Source organism: Mesorhizobium sp. KR9-304 (assembly GCF_040049215.1).
GTDB lineage: Bacteria > Pseudomonadota > Alphaproteobacteria > Rhizobiales > Rhizobiaceae > Mesorhizobium_K.
This window is the reverse complement of the sequence record NZ_JBDZDN010000001.1, coordinates 660,118-678,020: the sequence shown is the minus strand read 5'-3', so window position 1 is coordinate 678,020 and position 17,903 is coordinate 660,118. Positions and strand designations below refer to the sequence as shown.

The window sequence follows — 17,903 nt, the reverse complement described above, 5'->3', positions numbered from 1 at the left end:
GCCACGGGCCCAATGGACAGCCTCGACCCGCCCGCCGGTCGGCGTTCCGGGATGATCAACCCGGCCGGCATATCGGGCTACGACGCGGAGGCGTTCATCCGAGCCAACATTCCGCTCGTCGCGGCGCCGTCGATAGCCGGGATCAGGGTGCACACGGCCCAGCCGTCGACCGGCCTCTGGCGTCTTCTCGAGTCTCGCAGGGGCGCCGGTGCGCTGTCGCCATACTGGGCCTATCCATGGGCGGGCGGCATCGCGCTCGCCATGCATTTTCTTGCCCACCCGGAAATCGTGTGGCAGCGCCGCGTGCTCGACCTCGGGGCCGGCGGCGGCCTCGTCGCCATCGCCGCGGCGAAGGCCGGCGCGGCGAGCGTGACCGCCGCGGACATCGATCCGCTCGCCGCCGTCGCAACGAAGCTCAACGCCGTGGCGAACGGCGCCGATGTGTTGGTTGTTCAAGACGACCTGACCATGGGCCCTCCGCCGGCGGTCGATGTCGTCGCCGTCGGCGACCTTTTCTACGACCAAGACCTTGCTTTGCGGGTCACGGCCTTCCTCGATCGATGCCTGGCCGCAGGCATCGAAGTGCTGGTCGGGGATCCCGGCCGCGCCTTCCTTCCGTATCAGCGGCTTCGTCCGGTTGCCGACTATCAGGTGGCGGATTTCGGCGAAACTAGCGCGACGAAGCCGGCCGGCGTGTTCTCGTTCACGCGCGAGGGCGAGGGCGGCTGAGCGGCCGCCACCTCGCTTCACAGCATGCCCGGCCGGAACTGCGATTTGCGGTGGATGATCGCGCCGGCAATCATGAACACGCCGTCGCCGGTGTAGTGCAGCGTCTCGGGATGTTTTGGCGACTTGGCCACATGCGCCTTCACCACCTCGAAGATAAAGAGATTGTACTTGTCGACCAGCGCGTCGTCATGGATGCGGCACTCGAAACCGGCGTGGCATTCGCCGATGAGCGGCGCGCCGACCTCCGCGGCCTTTTCCGCGGTCAGGCCGAACTGCTCGAACTTGTCGATCTCGGCGCCAGAGGAATTGCCGATGGCGATGACCTCGTCGGTTAGCCTGGTGGTCGGCAGGTTGATGACGCATTCGCCGCTGTTGCGGATCATGTGATGGCTGTGATTGCCGCTGGAGATCAGGCAACCCAGAAGCGAGGGCGTGAACTCCATGACCATGTGCCAGCCCATGGTCATGATGTTGTTCTTGCCCCGCCACCGCGACGAGACCAGCACGATCGGGCCGGGCTCCAGATATTGGCGCACGCGGCCGACCGGGAAGTTCTCCTTCCTGACATGCATCGGCGCTCCTTTTGCGCGGCAAGCTGTCCCGACCGCTAGAGGTTTAGCTACCCCCGCAACTCCCTGCGCAAGATCTTGCCCACCGGCGTCTTCGGCAGTTCGGTGCGGAACTCGATGTACTTGGGGCGCTTGTAGCCGGTGAAGTTCTCCTTGCAGTAGGCGTCGAGCGCCTCCGCCGTTAGGTTCGGGTCCTTCTTGACGACGAAGAGCTTGGGCACTTCGCCGGAATGCTCGTCCGGCACGCCGACAGCCGCCACCTCCAGCACGCCCGGATGCAGCGCCACGACCTCTTCCAACTCGTTCGGATAGACGTTGAAGCCGGAGACCAGGATCATGTCCTTCTTGCGGTCGACGATCTTGGTAAAACCCTTGTCGTCCATGAAGCCCATGTCGCCGGATTTGAAGAAGCCGTCCGGCGTCATCACCTTGGCCGTCTCGTCGGGCCGGTTCCAGTAGCCGGCCATCACCTGCGGGCCGCGGATGCAGATCTCGCCGACCTCGCCGGTCGGAAGGGCGTTGCCGTCATCGTCGCGGATGGAGATGTCGGTCGACGGCAGCGGCAGGCCGATCGTGCCGGTGAATTCCCCGCCGCTCACCCTGTTGGCTGTGGCGACCGGTGAGGTTTCCGACAGGCCGTAGCCTTCGGTGATCTTGTTGCCGGTGACCTTCTTCCAGCGCTCGGCGACGCCACGCTGGACCGCCATGCCGCCGCCAAGCGACAGGACGAGCTCCTTGAAGTCGAGCTTGCGGAAATCCTCGTTGTTGAGCAGCGCGTTGAACAGCGTGTTGAGGCCGGGGAAGATGTGGAACTTGTATTTCGCCAATTCCTTGACGAAGCCCGGAATGTCGCGCGGGTTGGGGATGAGGATATTCCGCGCGCCCATCCGCATGCCCATCAGCGCGTTCACCGTCAGCGCGAAGATGTGATAGAGCGGCAGCGCGCAGATGAAGACCTGGCTGGGCGGCTTCGGCCTCACCGTGTAGGCGTCCTCCACCCAGACGCCCAACTGCTCGACATTGGCGATCACATTGCGGTGAAGCAGCGTTGCGCCCTTGGAGACGCCGGTCGTGCCGCCGGTATATTGCAGGAAGGCGACATCGTCGGCGCTGACCTTGACCGGCTTCAGCTGGCGCCCTGCGCCATCCTTCAGCACGGCGTTGAAGGCGACATGGCCTGATAGCGACCAGGCCGGGACGAGCTTCTTCACGCGCCTGACCACGAAGTTCACGACGTAACCCTTGACGCCCAGCATGTCGCCCATCGTTGCGACCACGACATGCTTGACCGGAGTCTTCGCGACAACGGCCTGCAGCGTCTTGGCGAAATTCTCGAGGACGATGATGGCCTCCGCGCCCGAATCCTTGAGCTGGTGCTCCAGTTCTCGCGGCGTATAGAGCGGGTTGACGTTCACGACGGTGTAGCCGGCGCGCAATATGCCCATCATCGCGACCGGATACTGCAGCACGTTGGGCATCATGATCGCCACGCGCGCGCCCTTGGCCAGGCCCTTTGCCTGCAGCCATGCGCCGAGCGCGGCCGACTGCCGCTCGAGATCGCCGAAGCTGATCGACTTGCCCATGCAGGTGAAGGCCGGGCGGCCGGCGAACTCCTTGCAGGATCTGACGAGAACGTCGCCGATCGAGCCTGTAGGCGGCTGGATTTCGGCCGGCATGTTGGCGGGGTAGCTGCTCAGCCAGGGTTTTGCCGCGGCTTGCGCAGCAGCGAGGGAGGAGACGGTAGAAGCGGACTGCGCCTTGGCGGCGCTGGTTTCGGCCGCGTCTGTCGCTTTTGCTGATGCCTTGGTCTTCGGGTCCTTGATTGTGCCGGCCTTGCCGGCTGCCGGCGGCTTTCGGGTCGATGTCGCCAATTCTTCCTCCCTGGACGGTTTGCGATCCTTGTCGCCCGCGTGCCGGTCTTGTTGTTATCCCCGGCCAGCTTCGGGAGGGAATCCGAAAACCGCTGCCTGCATATGTAGGGTCACCATCGCATCACAAGCAAGCCTTGGCGGCGCAGTCCCGGTCGATGCCCCACGCTCGTCACCAAAGCTCGTTTTGACCATAACCGCCGCTTTTTCCGCGAAATTTTTCCCCTGACGGTGCGGCAAGTAGGCGGGGAGTTCCAAAGCCGGGAAAAGGGTGATTATATGCGCGCTTTCCGGCCTAGAGGGGCTTGGAACACAATCAGGGAGACTTCTATGTTCAAGAAATCCACTTTTGCGGCCGCGTTGTTGGCCGCAACCGTGATCAGCGGCGTAGCGAGCGCAAAGACGTTCGTCTACTGCTCCGAAGCATCTCCGGAAGGCTTCGACCCCGGCCTCTACACCGCCGGCACCACATTCGACGCCGCCGCCCACCCGATCTACAACCGCCTGCTCGAGTTCAAGAAGGGCACGACCGAGGTCGAACCGGGCCTGGCCGAGAGCTACGAGGTTTCCGACGACGGCCTGCAGTACACCTTCAAGCTGCGCCCGGGCGTCAAGTTCCAGACCACCGAGTTCTTCACCCCGACGCGCGATTTCAACGCCGACGACGTGATCTTCTCCTATGAGCGCCAGTGGAAAGAGGACAACGCCTGGAACAAATATGTCGAGGGCGGCTCCTGGGAGTATTTCGCCGGCATGGGCATGCCTGACCTGCTCGCCTCGATCGAGAAGGTTGACGACCTGACGGTGAAGTTCACGCTGAAGAAGAAGGAAGCTCCGTTCCTCGCAAACATTGCGATGCCGTTCGCCTCCATCCTGTCGAAGGAATATGCCGACAAGCTCGTGGCTGACGGCAAGATGAACCAGATGAACCAGCAGCCGCTCGGCACCGGTCCGTTCCAGTTCGTCGGCTATCAGCAGGACGCGGTCATCCGCTACAAGGCGAACCCCGACTACTGGGGCGGCAAGCAGCCGATCGACGATCTCGTCTTCGCCATCACCACCGACGCATCGGTCCGCTATCAGAAGCTGAAGGCCGGCGAATGCCACCTGATGCCTTATCCGAACGCGGCGGACGTGGCCGCGATGAAGGCCGATCCGGACCTCAAGGTCATCGAGCAGGAAGGCCTCAACGTCGCCTATCTCGCCTACAACACGACCCAGGCGCCGTTCGACAAGCCGGAAGTCCGCAAGGCGCTGAACATGGCGATCAACAAGCAGGCGATCGTCGACGCCGTGTTCCAGGGCGCGGCGACGCCGGCCAAGAACCCGATCCCGCCGACCATGTGGTCCTACAACAACGCCATAGAGGACGACAAATATGATCCGGAAGCGGCGAAGGCTGCTCTCGAGGCCGCCGGCGTCAAGGATCTCCAGATGAAGGTCTGGGCGATGCCGGTTGCGCGTCCCTACATGCTCAACGCCCGCCGCGCGGCGGAGCTGATCCAGTCCGACTTCGAGAAGATCGGCGTCAAGGTCGAGATCGTCTCCTACGAATGGGCCGAATACCTCGACAAGTCCAAGGCCAAGGACCGCGACGGCGCGGTGATGCTCGGCTGGACCGGCGACAACGGGGACCCGGACAACTTCCTCGACACGCTGCTTGGCTGCGACGCGGTGGGCGGCAACAACCGCGCCCAGTGGTGCAACCAGGAGTTCGACGACCTCGTCAGCAAGGCGAAGGAAACGAGCGACCTTGCCGAGCGCACCAAGCTCTACGAACAGGCGCAGGTCGTTTTCAAGCGCGAGGCTCCGTGGGCGACGATCGACCATTCGCTGGCGATCGTTCCGATGCGCAAGAACGTTGAGGGCTTCGTCCAGAGCCCGCTCGGCGACTTCGCCTTTGACGGCGTCGACATCGTCGAATGATGCCGGACAGATAGTGGAAAGGGGCGCTCGCGACGCGGGCGCCCCTTTTGTTATAGCTTGGCCGGTCAGGAACACCCATAACGGGAGCCGGCTGCCGCGGATGCGGCATTGGGGCTGATGTCTATGTTTCGTTTTCTTCTCGGGCGGCTGGCGGTCCTGATCCCTACCTTCATCGGGGTCTCGATCATCGCCTTCTCCTTCATCCGGCTCTTGCCGGGCGATCCCGTCGCGCTGCTTTCGGGCGAACGCGTCATGTCGCCCGAGCGCCATGCCGAGATCTCGCACCAGCTCGGCTACGACCGGCACATCGTGATCCAGTATCTCGACTATCTGTGGGGCATCCTGCACGGCGATTTCGGCACGTCGATCACCACCAAGAATTCAGTGCTGGCGCAGTTTCTTGAGCTGTTTCCGGCGACGCTGGAACTGTCGCTCTGCGCCATCCTCTTCGCCATCGTGCTCGGCATTCCGGCGGGCATCTTCGCCGCCATCAAGCGTGGCTCGATCTTCGACCAGCTGATCATGGGCACCGCGCTGATCGGCTTCTCGATGCCGATCTTCTGGTGGGGTCTTCTGCTGATCATACTGTTCTCGGGCATCCTGCAGTGGACGCCGGTGTCGGGCCGAATCTCGCTGATGTTCTTCTTTCCGACCGTCACCGGCTTCATGCTGATCGACTCTGCCCTGTCGGGCCAAGAGGGCGCCTTCAGATCCGCCGCCAGCCACCTGATCCTGCCGACCATCGTGCTCGGCACCATCCCGCTCGCCGTGATCGCCAGGCAGACGCGTTCGGCGATGCTCGAGGTTCTCAGCGAGGACTATGTGCGCACGGCCCGCGCCAAGGGGTTGTCGACGTTCCGCGTCGTCGGCATTCACGCGCTGCGCAACGCCATGATCCCGGTCGTCACCACGATCGGCCTCCAGGTGGGCGTCATGCTCGCCGGCGCGATCCTGACGGAGTCCATCTTCTCCTGGCCGGGCATCGGCAAGTGGATGGTCGATTCCGTCTTCAGGCGCGACTATCCCGTCATCCAGGGCGGACTGCTGATCATCGCCTGCATCATCATGCTGGTGAACCTTGTCGTGGACCTGCTCTACGGCCTGATCAACCCGCGCATCCGGCACTAGGAGGCGACAGTGGCTGAGACTCTCGCGAACACCCCCGGTCCGGTCTCCGTCGATCCGTCGCGCCGCGCGCGCTTCGCCGAATTCTGGTACTATTTCTCCGAGAACCGCGGCGCCGTGGTAGGCTTCTGGTTCTTCGTATTCCTCGTCTTCGTCGCCGTCTTCGCGCCGCTGATCGCGCCGCATGCGCCCAACGCGCAATATCGCGATGCGGTTCTAGTGCCGCCCTTCTGGCAGGAGGGTGGCCGCGCGGCCTATCTGCTCGGCACCGATGCCGTCGGGCGCGACATTCTCTCGCGGCTGATCTACGGCACGCGCTATTCGCTTTTCATCGGCGTCATCGTGACGGTGATCTCGCTGGTCGGCGGCATCGCGATCGGCGTCTTCGCCGGCTATTTCCGCGGCTGGGTCGACACGGTCATCATGCGTTTGATGGACATCATCCTGGCCTTCCCGTCGCTGCTTCTGGCCCTTGTTCTTGTCGCCGTGCTCGGGCCCGGCCTCACCAACGCGATGATCGCCATCGCGCTGGTGTTCCAGCCGCATTTCGTCAGGCTGACGCGCGCCGCCGTCATGGGGGAAAAGAGCCGCGACTATGTCGTGGCGGCCAAGGTCGCCGGCGCCGGCCCGCTGAGGCTGATGTTTTCGACCATCCTGCCCAATTGCATGGCGCCGCTGATCGTGCAGGCGACGCTGTCCTTCTCCAACGCCATCCTCGACGCCGCGGCGCTGGGTTTCCTCGGCATGGGCGCGCAGCCGCCGACGCCCGAATGGGGCACGATGCTTGCTGAAGCGCGCGAATTCATCCTGCGCGCCTGGTGGGTTGTGACGCTGCCCGGCCTTGCCATCCTGGTCACCGTGCTGGCGATCAACCTGATGGGCGACGGCCTGCGCGACGCCCTCGACCCGAAGCTGAAGAGGAGCTGACCGGTGGCCCTTCTCGAAATCGAAAACCTGGTCGTCGAGTTCGAAACCGCGACCGGCATGTTCCGGGCGGTGGACGGTGTGTCGATCAAGGTCGACAAGCGCGAGGTGCTGGCGATCGTCGGCGAGTCCGGCTCGGGCAAGTCCGTCTCGATGCTGGCCGTCATGGGGCTGCTGCCCTGGACCGCCAAGGTGACGGCCGACAGGATGATGTTCGACGGCACGGACCTGATGAAGCTGACGCCGAAGGAACGCCGCAGGCTCGTCGGCAAGGACATGGCGATGATCTTCCAGGAGCCGATGGCGAGCCTCAACCCGTGCTTCACCGTTGGCTTCCAGATCGAGGAGGTGCTGAAGGTGCACATGGGCATGGACCGCGCCCAGCGCCGCGCCCGCGCCATCGAACTGCTCACGCTGGTCGGCATAGCCGAGCCGGCCGAGCGCCTCGGCAGCTACCCGCACCAGATGTCGGGCGGCCAGTGCCAGCGCGTGATGATCGCGATTGCTATTGCCTGCAATCCGAAGCTTCTGATCGCCGACGAGCCGACCACCGCACTCGACGTGACCATCCAGAAGCAGATCCTCGACCTGCTTGTGCGCCTGCAGTCCGAATACGGCATGGGGCTGATCATGATCACCCACAATATGGGCGTGGTGGCCGAGACGGCGGACCGCGTCATTGTGCAGTACAAGGGCAGGAAGATGGAGGAGGCCGACGTGCTGTCGCTGTTCGAGACTCCTCAGAGCAGCTACACGCGGGCGCTGCTCGCAGCGCTTCCCGACAACGCCACCGGCGACCGCCTGCCGACCATCGACGGCTTCCTGCTGGAGGCCGAGGCCGTTGCCGTGAACACGCCGATGATGGAGCCGCCGCTATGAGCCAGACCGTTCTCCAGGCGAAGGACATCGTGCGCGATTACCATGTCGGCGGCGGGCTGTTCTCCACGGCGCGCACCATCCATGCCGTGAAGGGCGTGAGCTTCTCGGTGGAGAAGGGCAAGACGCTTGCCATCGTCGGCGAGTCGGGCTGCGGGAAGTCGACGCTGGCGCGCATCGTCACGCTGATCGACCCGGCGACATCGGGCGACCTTTTCATCGACGGAAACAAGATCGACATCGCCAGGCAGAGCCTGACGCCGGAGATGCGCCGCAAGGTGCAGATCGTGTTCCAGAATCCCTACGGCTCGCTCAACCCGCGCCAGAAGATCGGCGACGTGCTCGGCGAGCCCCTGAAGATCAACACAGACGTTCCCGCAGACGAGCGGCGCGAGCGTGCGATGGCGATGTTGCAGAAGGTCGGCCTGCAGCCCGAGCACTACCACCGCTACCCGCACATGTTCTCCGGCGGCCAGCGCCAGCGCATCGCGATCGCCCGCGCGCTGATGCTGAACCCAAGCCTTCTGGTGCTCGACGAGCCGGTCTCGGCGCTCGACCTCTCGGTGCAGGCGCAGGTGCTGAACCTGCTCGCCGACCTGCAGGACGAGTTCCAGCTCACCTACGTCTTCATCAGCCACGACCTTTCGGTGGTGCGCTACATCGCCGACGACGTGATGGTGATGTATTACGGCGAGGCGGTCGAATACGGCAGCCGCGACGCGGTGTTCTCCGACCCGCAGCACAGCTATACCAAGACGCTGTTTGCGGCGACGCCGCGCGCCGATGTCGAGAGCATCAAGGCTCGGCTGGCGAAGAAGGCGGCGGCCTGAGGGAGTTCCGGGCGGTGCCCGATGCCGCCCCGGTGTCGGCGGCGCTATCGTAGACGCTCATCGGCACGCTGACGCCCGTTGTCTATCCACGGCGGCCGTGGCAGAAACCGCGACAACCGCCCATTCCCGAAAAAGCCCGATGCTGACGAACCGTGCAAGGACCGTTCCGGCCACGACCATGCTCCTGGTCGTGTTCGTCTCGCTGTTGCGTTTGGCCTGGGAAATCAACACGCCAACCAATCTCTTGTCGTTCGCCATGCATGATGACGCTCATTTCATTCGGCTGGCCCAACACATAGCGAAGGGCGAATGGCTGGGACCCTTCAGCCAATACACCTTGATGAAAGGGCCTGGCTACCCCGTCTTCCTTGCTTTGGGCACTGCCAGCGGGCTTCCTGTGTCGGCCTTGCACGCATTGTTCGCGGTCACATCGATACTTGTGACCAGCTGGGCGGTGCTCCGCATCACAGGATCGCGCGCCGCGGCGCTGGCCGTCTTCCTGCTTCTTGCCTTGCTTCCGCTTCCGAGCAGCTTCCAGCCCGGGTTTAACAGAGTCACCAGGGACCAGATCTATTGGGGCCAGACGCTGATCTTCTTCTCGACGTTCTCGGTGATTTTGTTTGCGCCACTGGACCAGCGCTGGAAACGTCACGGACTCGCGGTTGTCTGCGGCTGCGTCCTTGGCTGGGCGTGGCTGACGCGCGAAGAAGGCGTCTGGTTTGCTCCTGCCATTGTTATCCTGCTAGTCGGAAAGGCGCTGCAGAGCTGGCTTGAGAAGCGGTCCATGGGCGACGCAGCCGCAGGCTCGGCGATCGTTGCCTCTGGATTTGCCGCGGTCTTGATTGCGTTCATGACCACCAACCTGTTCGTCTACGACCGATTTGCCGACGTCGATTTCAAAGAACGAAATTTTCAGTCGGCTCTCGCAGGCCTGCAGAACGTTGTGGATGACGCGCGCGTACCATACGTTCCCGTCTCGGACGAGACGTTGAGGCTCGTGGCCGAGGTCAGCCCCGCATTTAGCCCGCTCGCCGCTTCTTTCCGGCCTGGTGGACCTCTGGAGAACTGGAGAAATACCGGGTGCCGACGCTACCCCGAGACATGCGGGAAAATCATCGGCGCTCATTTCGTATGGGCGCTTCGCGATGCAGGGGCGTTGAATGGATTTTATTCTTCTCCCGCGGCTGCATCACGCAAGTTTGGACAAGTGGCTGACGACATCAGGCAAGCGTGCGACAATGGCCAACTCAGGTGCCGCTTCACCCTTTCAGACAGCATTCCTCCAATGAGCATGGAGCAATGGCTGTCGGTCCCCGGTACTATCGGCAGCGCAATCGCCCTGATCAGTCGTGCACGCTCCACAGCCTTCACTGAAGCCTGGGGGGCGGCGACCACCCATCAAGAATTCGGCCGGTTTTGGCAATTTCTCAACTATCCCAGAATTCTCCCCCCGGGCCCCGATGTATCTGCCGTGTCGGGCTGGTTCTATGACAAGACATCCAGCGACTGGCCGGCGCTTCGCGTGAAATCCGGAGATGCTGGTGAGGCGACAGTCCTGGCCAACCGTGTCGACAGCCCCGACATTGCGAAATTCTTCGGGGATACGAACGCGACGCTCAACAGATTCAGAATCACGCATCGATGCACGACAAATTGTACCCTGGTCGCAGCGTTTCCCGATGGAAGCGAGATGCGTCTGGGGCTGTCATCGGGCTCGGTCAGCCTGTCTGAAAACCAGCGACGCCTATACGTCGATTCGAATGATCCGGAGTCGCAAACAAGCCGGCAGGACCCCCGCAGCCTGGTGGCGCTGCGTTTCAGCAAAGCAATGGTCGATATCTACCGCATTCTGTACCCTGCCACACTGCTTCTTGGGCTGGCCTGCTGGGGAGCAAGGCTTGCTCTCGATCTGCGGAAGCGTAGGATATCGACGCTGCTGATCATCGCGACGGCCGCGTGGGTGCTTGTGCTTGCACGTGCAACTTTGATTGCGTTGGTGGAGGTCTCGTCGTTCGACGCGCTGAGTATGGTCTACTTGGCGCCCGCGCTTCCGCTGGCCGGGCTTGCAGCCATCGTTTCAATAAGCGCCATGGTTTCGAGAGACGGCGCGATCGCAGTTCGAACGCCGCGGTGACCGAAGAGGATCAGGTTGCTCTTTAGTCCGAAAAGCCGCGCATGTTCGACGCGGAATGACCAGTCCTCGATACCCTCGGCTGCTTCCTGAAGCTTGCGCTCCGTCATCAGGTTGAGGTTCTCTTCCCTGGCCAGTTCCTCCTGCCCCATGCCTGAGAGAATGCGCCGGAACCAGGGGTTTGGGCAACCAGTGCAGCAGCGGCAGCTGTGTGTGGAACTCGACCGGAAACCAGCGGTTGGGAGTGGTCAGGCATATGCCCTTGCGCGCCACCCGAGCGCACTCGGCGATCATCCGCCGCTGGTTCTCGAAGCTGCCGACATGCTCCAGAACGGCGGACGAGTGCACATAGTCGAAAGACGCGTCCTCAAAAGGCAGATCAAGCGCGTCGGCGTGGACAAAACGAACGCCCGGATGAAGCTCCTCCAGGAAGCGTGCATCGTCTATTCCGGCTGCGACGATCTTGTTTTTCCAAGGATAAAACTGCTCGAAATAGTTCGAGGAAGCATAGGACCTGTCGGACGTGACGCCCACATCCAGCACGAGGTCGCTTTTGGTGAATGGGAAACGAGTGGTTGCCATGCGATACATGTCTGCACGTACCTCCGTGGCGATGCTGATCGCCACGGAATCGGGGTTGGCCCGATTGTACTGGGCATTCGCGGTCCGCGAGGTGCGTTCAATTCTCACGGACGTTCCAGAAGAGATTGATCGCCCTCGTTCCGCTCGGCAAACACCCAGGTCAGCGAAATCACAAAGCTGACAATGCCAGCAATCGCTGTAGCGCTTAGAGATGCAGCAAATGGCCCGAAACCATATACGGTTTCCATCCGTTGCGTCGTGAAATAGACGAAGATCATCGCGAACGAATGAAGCGCGAGATATCTCAGCACGGACTTGCCATGCACTCCTCGGGCCCGGAAGGTAAAATTTCTCTGTAGAAAGTACCCAACGAAGAAACAGATAGAGTATGTTAATACGGTAGTTACGCTTAATGATAATTTGGCAAAGTGTAAAAGAAAAAAATAGGTAGCAAAAAACAACGTAGAGCAGGTTGTTCCAACAATAAAGAACCTAAGGAATTTATGCGACAAAGACTTCATGAGGGTTTTCTGAAGACGGTTATCGTGTCCCCGTACAAACCAGCGTGATGTTCTTGATCATTGTCTGTCCAGGCCTGGGTCTGAGATACCACCTCCAGAGAATTTTCGAACATGAACGCAATTACATCGTCCAGCGTCACGTTCGATCTCCATCCGCCGGTGCTTCCACCGAACGACCCATGGTGGATTACACCGAGGCCGTCGGGCTTGAGCACACGGTTGAATTCGGAAACATATGACGAAAATTCGGCGCGGTTGATATGAACGAACACATCGAAAGACCAGATCCGGTCCACGGATGCAGCGGCGAGGGTTCGAAGGTCTTTCCCGTTTCCAACTTCGAAGGTGGCGTTTGACGATTTGGCGAAGCGTTTCCGGCATTCCTCGATGCAGGTTTCCGAGATATCCACGCCGAGGAAGTTTTCCGCCCGAGGGATAAGGTATTCCGTCCACCGTCCCGCACCCGGACCGACTTCAAGGATGAAATCGGCATTCGCGAAGTAAGGATCTAAGAATTTACTGACGACCGATTGCTTCCACTCGGCACTGGGAGTCCATTCGTCGCCTTGGGCGCTCCAGTCCCAATTGTCCCAGATATGCTTGTTTGCCTCGGGACTGTTGACGCCGGGAAGACTGTTCGCCCGCCTCATCGCATCCGACTTGCGAAAGCCGAACTCTGCCAGGCTGTTGCCGATATAGGAAAGCCCTAGGTAGAACAAATAGGCAAAGCCGTTTTCCCTGATAACAATCGTGGCCAACCTGGCCTTCGACCCGATACCCATCCGCCTGTGGTTTTCCGGAATATCTTTCATTGTGACAGGGCCTCGGTCCGCTATGGGCGATTTGCCCGTTATGATCATCGGGTCGGAATTGCGGTTATCGCGGAAAGGAATGCTGCGAGGGCCAGCTGAAAACCGATAGCCAAGGCAGTTAGCGAGAGGGTCAGAACCCGCACCAATTGGGCATATTGCAGCACCCCAAACCCGGCCGATGCCCATTGAACGATACACCAGACAAAACCAACGATCCCCACTGTCGCGACTACTCCGCCGGCGACAAGCAGACGTTCGAGCGTCAAATCGTCGAGAATGGCGCCGAAACGCTTCGACGGCGGTGTAAGCCCGTGAGCGGTTGCGAATTGACGCGCAATCAAGGCGAATGAAATACTTTGGGTGCCTAAGAGGACCGCGATACACGCGACAAGGAATGTATGCAGGTCGAAATGGATGGTTCCGACCCTAACCGGGCCAGGCAGCAGCAATATTGCTCCGGCGACACCTGTGGTAAGCAAAAAAACACCGGGATAGAAGAATAGCCAACGTGGACTGTACATGAGCAGGAAGCTCAAGTGGCGCCAGCCGTCGCGCCATGGTCGCAAATGGGGTGGGCGGGAGCGCCCGTCGGGCCGAAGCGTTGTCGGTGCCTCATCGATACGATAGCCGGCCAGCGCGGAACGGACGAGCATCTCCGACGCAAATTCCATTCCGGTGGTGCGTAGGCCGAGCCGGCGGATGCTTGCTGTCTCAAAACCGCGCAACCCGCAATGAAAGTCGCCAGCGTCTATGTTGAAGAACAGGCGTCCCAGCCAGCTTAGGACCGGATTGCCGAAGTATTTGTGCAGAAAAGGCATCGCGCCGGGGGCAATGCCTCCCTTGAAACGATTGCCCATGACAAGCTGGCTGCCCGCCCTCAGTCGATTCATGAACGGTTGCAGCGCCGAGAAGTCGTACGAGTCATCGGCATCTCCCATGATGACGAAACGTCCCTTGGCGGCCGCGATGCCGCCAAGCAGAGCCGCGCCATAGCCGCGCATCGACACGTCGAGTACCTCCGCGCCCTCGGCGCGGGCTATGTCTTGGGAGCCGTCCGTCGATCCGTTGTCGGCGATGAGCACCTCGCCATCGATATTGCTCTCGGTAAGAAAGCGCTTCGATTTCCGAATGCAGCTTGCGAGCGTTTCCGCCTCGTTGAGACATGGCATCAGGACTGTAAGTTCAAGCTGTGGGGTGTCTGTCGGGCTGGGCAACTCGAATCCTTCCCGGATGCGTTCTTCCGGCTGCGCCAAGATCCGCGCCGGCACATCTTCTGGTCTAGGCGCCATTCGACAAGCCAAGGTTCGCAACAATCCACGACAAATCGACGGGAAATCTGGTGCCGCTTAGGTGACTCGAACACCTGACCCCATCATTACGAATGATGTGCTCTACCAACTGAGCTAAAGCGGCGACCGCGATCGGCGCGATGCCGGCGGCTTGAGCGCGTGATATCGTCATTGCCGTCCGAATTCAAGCCGCCGGCTGCGGCATTCGAAAATTCACCTTAACCGCCGATTCGGCGCGCTTAACTTCCTGGCAGTACCGATCTATTGAATGCACTCAAAGCGCTTTGGAGGACAGAATGACGATCAAGGCTGTGGTCTGGGGTGAGAATGTCCACGAGCAGACCAGCGAAGTGGTGCGCGCCATCTACCCTGACGGCATGCATGCGACGATCGCCGCCGCGCTGCGCGAGGACAAGGGGCTGGAGGTTTCGACGGCGACGCTGCAGGAGCCCGAGCACGGGCTGACCGGACGGCGCCTGGCCTCGACCGACGTGCTGTTGTGGTGGGGCCACGCGGCGCATGGCGAAGTCGGCGACGAGGTGGTCGAGCGGGTCGCCCGCCGCGTCTGGGAGGGCATGGGGCTGATCGTGCTCCACTCAGGGCATTATTCGAAGATTTTCAAGCGGCTGATGGGCACGCCCTGTTCGTTGAAATGGCGCGAGGCGGGCGAGCGCGAGCGCGCCTGGGCGATCAACCGCGGACACCCGATCGCGCAAGGGGTGGGCGAATGCATCGAGATCGCCGAGACGGAGATGTATGGCGAACCCTTCGCCGTGCCCGAGCCGATGGAGACGGTGTTCGTGTCCTGGTACGAGGGCGGCGAGGTCTTCCGCTCCGGCATGACCTGGCAGCGCGGCGCCGGAAAAATCTTCTACTTCTCGCCCGGCCACGAGACCTACCCGATCTATCACAATGAGGGCGTGCGCCAGGTGCTGCGCAACGCCGCGCGCTGGGCGCACAATCCCGCGCCGGCCTGGGCGGCGATATCGGAGGCGCCCAACGTTCCGGTGGACAAGGCGAAGGAGAAGATCGTTCAGAAGGGCGCGCGGCTGCATGCCGACGGCGACAAGGGGCTGAGCTGAGAACGTTTGAAAATCCTGCTCCAGCGGGCATCTGGCGCGGCTTTCTGCGCTTCCGGTGCTCACGTACCTGAATGTACGCTCCGCTCCGGTTCTCGAAATCCACGCGATCTGCCTCGCCGGAGCGGATTTTGAAACGTTCTCCAAGGAGGAGTTGATGCATCGTCTGCTACTGCTCGGCACCGGCGGCATCGCCGCGCATCACATCGAGGAATTTGCCCGGATTCCCGAATGCGAGATCGTCGCCTGCGTGGATCTCCTGCCCGGCAAGGCCAAGGCCTTTGCGGAGGCGAACGGCATAGCGCGCCATTTCGAGAGCCTGGAGGAGGCGATCGGCTGGGGCGGTTTCGACGCCGCGATCAATGCGACGCCCGATGGCGTCCACAAGGCCACCACGCTGGCGCTTATCGGCGCCGGCAAGCATATCTTGTGCGAGAAGCCGCTGGCGCCGAGCTATCCGGATGCGCTCGCCATGACCGAGGCGGCCGAAAGTGCGGGCCTCGTCAACATGGTGAACCTCAGCTACCGCAATTCGCCCGCGATCCAGTTGGCGCGCAAGATGGTGGAGGCGAGCGAGGTCGGCGAACTGCGCCATGTCGAGGCGGCCTACCGGCAGAGCTGGCTGGTGTCGAAAGCCTGGGGCGACGCCATGACCGAGCCGCAATGGCTGTGGCGGCAATCGACCGCGCACGGCTCGACCGGCGTGCTCGGCGATGTCGGCATCCACATACTCGACTTCGCGAGTTTCGGCGCGGCCGAGGATTTCGTGAGCCTCAAGGCCGAGCTGGTCACCTTCCCGAAGGTCGAGGGCGGCCGGGTCGGCGAATATGTGCTCGACGCCAATGACAGCGTAGCGATGTCGGCGCGGCTGAAATCCGGCGCGCTGGCGATCGTGCTGGCGACGCGCTTTGCAACCGGGTACGCCAACGATCTCAGCCTTTCGCTGCACGGCACCAAGGGCGCGCTGAAGGTCGAGACGGACGGCAATCGGTCGACGCTTTCGGCCTGCCTCCGCGCGGATGTCGACAAGGGCGAATGGCGCGAGCTTCAACTGCCGGAAGTCCGGCGCAACGCGAGGCGTTTCGCCGATGCGCTGATTTCCGGCGAGAACGGGGATCCGTCCTTCCGCCGCGCCGCCGACATCCAGAAGCTGATCGACGCGGCTTTCGAAAGCTCGGCCTCGGACCGCCGGGTGACCGTCGCCTGAAGCAATTCCAGGAAAAGTGGGAACCGGTTTTCCGTCCGGAATTGCGATCTAACAGGGCAAATCCAGGAAAAGTGGGAACCGGTTTTCCGTCCGGAATTGCGAGCAAACAAGGCAAATCCAGGAAAAGTGGGAACCGGTTTTCCGTCCGGAATTGCGACCAGACAAGGCCCTGGCGCGGCAATTTGCGGGGCATTGCGGCGGGCAGACGTTGCTTGATCGTCCGGCTAAGGCTAACGATCAGCAACGCGAACGCCGCAATGGGGAAAAACCGTAATTGGATCCGGTCGAAAAAGCGATCCGCAACGCGCTCGAGAAGGGGGATGCAGAGGACCGCGCCTTCCGCGAGAAGGTGTATCGGGCGGCCTTTGCAGCGCTTGAGCGCGCGACGGCCTCGCAGCCCGAGCTGACGGTCGAGATGGCCATCAGGCGCCGGCAGAACCTGCAGGCCAAGATCACCAGCATCGAATCGGAATATCTGCCGGCAGCGCCGGCGCTGCCCATCCACCCGGGCGAAGTGCCCTCTGTTTCGCTCGGTATGGAGCAGCCCGAAGCCGAGGCTCCCGCCGTGGAGACGCCGTCGTCGCCCGGCACCGAGCAGGGCGCGGCCCCGTCGGTCGCGCTCGACGACGCGCAACGCCCGGCGGCGGACGGGCCTGGCGCAAACGCGCCCGCGGTCGATCTCGGCGCAGGCGCCGCGGAGCCCGAACTGGCTGGCTCCCAGGCGGCGGCGGTGGCGCCCGACCGCGACGAGAGGCGGGCGCGGAAGCGGCGTCCGCTGGCCGCCATGTTCGTCACCGTGACGCTGCTCTGCGCGGCCGCGATCGGCGGCTGGTGGGCCTTTCAGCTCGGTCTTTTCGAACTGCCGGAGTCGCCTCCTCCCGCCCCGCCCCAGATCGTCGAGGAGTTCGACCCGGCCGACGAAACCCCGCTGCCGCCGGGCGAGCCCGGCGGCGCGCTGGAATTGCGCAGCTGGATCACCGTCTTCTCGCCCGACGATCCGTCTGGCGTGAACGCCCCGACGGGCGCCACCGCGGACGTCAGCGAGGACGAGTCCGGCGAGTTCATGCGCATCCGCTCGGGCACGACGGGCGCGGCGGTGGTCTTCGACGTGGGGCAGGGCATACTGGAGCAGATCGTCGGCAAGAAGGCGGTGTTCGACATCTCCGCCCGCGCGGAGGACGGTACGCAGACGCAGATCTCCATCAACTGCGACTTCGGCGAACTCGGCGATTGCGGCCGCCAGCGCTACGCGGTCGGCTACGAGCGCGGCGAATATCTGTTCGACGTCCAGCTGCCGGCGCTGCGGCCGGGCGCGGGAGGCTCAATCGCCGTGATCTCCGACTTCTCCAACGAGGGCAAGGCGGTCGACATCTACGAGATCCGCGTCTCGGTGGTCGAGTAAGGGTCTGTTGAGATTCAGCTGATGCGGGCCTGC

General features: G+C 62.4%; 16 protein-coding genes and 1 tRNA gene. 10 read left to right on the top strand and 7 right to left on the bottom strand.

All coding sequences use genetic code 11. The features are described from left to right. The first annotated feature begins 12 nt into the window (after positions 1 to 12). Positions 13 to 729 carry a 50S ribosomal protein L11 methyltransferase gene (locus ABLE71_RS03245; RefSeq protein ID WP_348781918.1) on the top strand — a complete coding sequence of 239 codons (717 nt, stop codon included), beginning with the start codon at positions 13 to 15 and terminating at the stop codon, positions 727 to 729. Between the two features lie 17 nt (positions 730 to 746). Here ABLE71_RS03245 and ABLE71_RS03240 read toward each other — a convergent pair whose 3' ends face one another. Further along, positions 747 to 1,301: a flavin reductase family protein gene (locus ABLE71_RS03240; protein ID WP_348781917.1), complete on the bottom strand. Its 555-nt coding sequence runs from the start codon at positions 1,299 to 1,301 to the stop codon at positions 747 to 749. A gap of 47 nt (positions 1,302 to 1,348) precedes the next feature. Further along, positions 1,349 to 2,995, bottom strand: a complete 1,647-nt coding sequence (locus ABLE71_RS03235; RefSeq protein ID WP_348783650.1) for a long-chain-fatty-acid--CoA ligase — start codon at positions 2,993 to 2,995, stop codon at positions 1,349 to 1,351. 501 nt (positions 2,996 to 3,496) lie between these two features. Here ABLE71_RS03235 and ABLE71_RS03230 point away from each other — a divergent pair. From ABLE71_RS03230 to ABLE71_RS03205, 6 genes are all read left to right on the top strand, one after another. Next, complete coding sequence (locus ABLE71_RS03230; protein ID WP_348781916.1) at positions 3,497 to 5,092, top strand: ABC transporter substrate-binding protein; 1,596 nt, start codon at positions 3,497 to 3,499, stop codon at positions 5,090 to 5,092. A gap of 123 nt (positions 5,093 to 5,215) precedes the next feature. Beyond that, positions 5,216 to 6,220, top strand: coding sequence for an ABC transporter permease subunit (locus ABLE71_RS03225; protein WP_348781915.1), 1,005 nt, complete (start codon positions 5,216 to 5,218; stop codon positions 6,218 to 6,220). 9 nt (positions 6,221 to 6,229) lie between these two features. Beyond that, entirely contained in the window at positions 6,230 to 7,144 is a 915-nt protein-coding gene (locus ABLE71_RS03220) for an ABC transporter permease subunit (RefSeq protein WP_348781914.1), read from the top strand. Positions 7,145 to 7,147: 3 nt separating this feature from the next. Further along, positions 7,148 to 8,020 carry an ABC transporter ATP-binding protein gene (locus ABLE71_RS03215; RefSeq protein WP_348781913.1) on the top strand — a complete coding sequence of 291 codons (873 nt, stop codon included), beginning with the start codon at positions 7,148 to 7,150 and terminating at the stop codon, positions 8,018 to 8,020. After that, positions 8,017 to 8,847 (top strand): dipeptide ABC transporter ATP-binding protein, encoded by an 831-nt coding sequence (locus ABLE71_RS03210; protein ID WP_348781912.1) that lies wholly within the window; start codon positions 8,017 to 8,019, stop codon positions 8,845 to 8,847. The genes ABLE71_RS03215 and ABLE71_RS03210 overlap by 4 nt, the downstream gene beginning before the upstream one ends. Before the next feature lie 139 nt (positions 8,848 to 8,986). Then, entirely contained in the window at positions 8,987 to 10,981 is a 1,995-nt protein-coding gene (locus ABLE71_RS03205) for a hypothetical protein (protein WP_348781911.1), read from the top strand. Here the strand turns inward: ABLE71_RS03205 and ABLE71_RS03200 are convergent. From ABLE71_RS03200 to ABLE71_RS03180, 5 genes are all read right to left on the bottom strand, one after another. After that, complete coding sequence (locus tag ABLE71_RS03200) at positions 10,925 to 11,668, bottom strand: class I SAM-dependent methyltransferase (RefSeq protein ID WP_348781910.1); 744 nt, start codon at positions 11,666 to 11,668, stop codon at positions 10,925 to 10,927. The two genes, ABLE71_RS03205 and ABLE71_RS03200, sit on opposite strands and share 57 nt — an antisense overlap. Beyond that, positions 11,665 to 12,081 (bottom strand): GtrA family protein, encoded by a 417-nt coding sequence (locus ABLE71_RS03195; protein WP_348781909.1) that lies wholly within the window; start codon positions 12,079 to 12,081, stop codon positions 11,665 to 11,667. Before ABLE71_RS03195 ends, ABLE71_RS03200 begins: the two co-directional genes overlap by 4 nt. Then, complete coding sequence (locus ABLE71_RS03190; RefSeq protein WP_348781908.1) at positions 12,078 to 12,893, bottom strand: class I SAM-dependent methyltransferase; 816 nt, start codon at positions 12,891 to 12,893, stop codon at positions 12,078 to 12,080. The genes ABLE71_RS03195 and ABLE71_RS03190 overlap by 4 nt, the downstream gene beginning before the upstream one ends. 44 nt (positions 12,894 to 12,937) lie before the next feature. Continuing rightward, on the bottom strand, positions 12,938 to 14,146 hold the full coding sequence (locus tag ABLE71_RS03185) for a glycosyltransferase family 2 protein (RefSeq protein WP_348781907.1): 1,209 nt from the start codon (positions 14,144 to 14,146) through the stop codon (positions 12,938 to 12,940). Positions 14,147 to 14,230: 84 nt separating this feature from the next. Beyond that, a tRNA-Thr gene (locus ABLE71_RS03180) sits at positions 14,231 to 14,306 on the bottom strand. A 172-nt stretch (positions 14,307 to 14,478) separates the two neighbouring features. Between ABLE71_RS03180 and ABLE71_RS03175 the strand changes: the two genes are divergently transcribed. From ABLE71_RS03175 to ABLE71_RS03165, 3 genes are all read left to right on the top strand, one after another. After that, positions 14,479 to 15,264, top strand: coding sequence for a ThuA domain-containing protein (locus ABLE71_RS03175; protein ID WP_348781906.1), 786 nt, complete (start codon positions 14,479 to 14,481; stop codon positions 15,262 to 15,264). Positions 15,265 to 15,418: 154 nt separating this feature from the next. Further along, positions 15,419 to 16,468 carry a Gfo/Idh/MocA family oxidoreductase gene (locus ABLE71_RS03170; protein ID WP_348781905.1) on the top strand — a complete coding sequence of 350 codons (1,050 nt, stop codon included), beginning with the start codon at positions 15,419 to 15,421 and terminating at the stop codon, positions 16,466 to 16,468. A gap of 274 nt (positions 16,469 to 16,742) precedes the next feature. Next, positions 16,743 to 17,870: a hypothetical protein gene (locus ABLE71_RS03165; RefSeq protein WP_348781904.1), complete on the top strand. Its 1,128-nt coding sequence runs from the start codon at positions 16,743 to 16,745 to the stop codon at positions 17,868 to 17,870. Positions 17,871 to 17,903 lie beyond the last annotated feature (33 nt).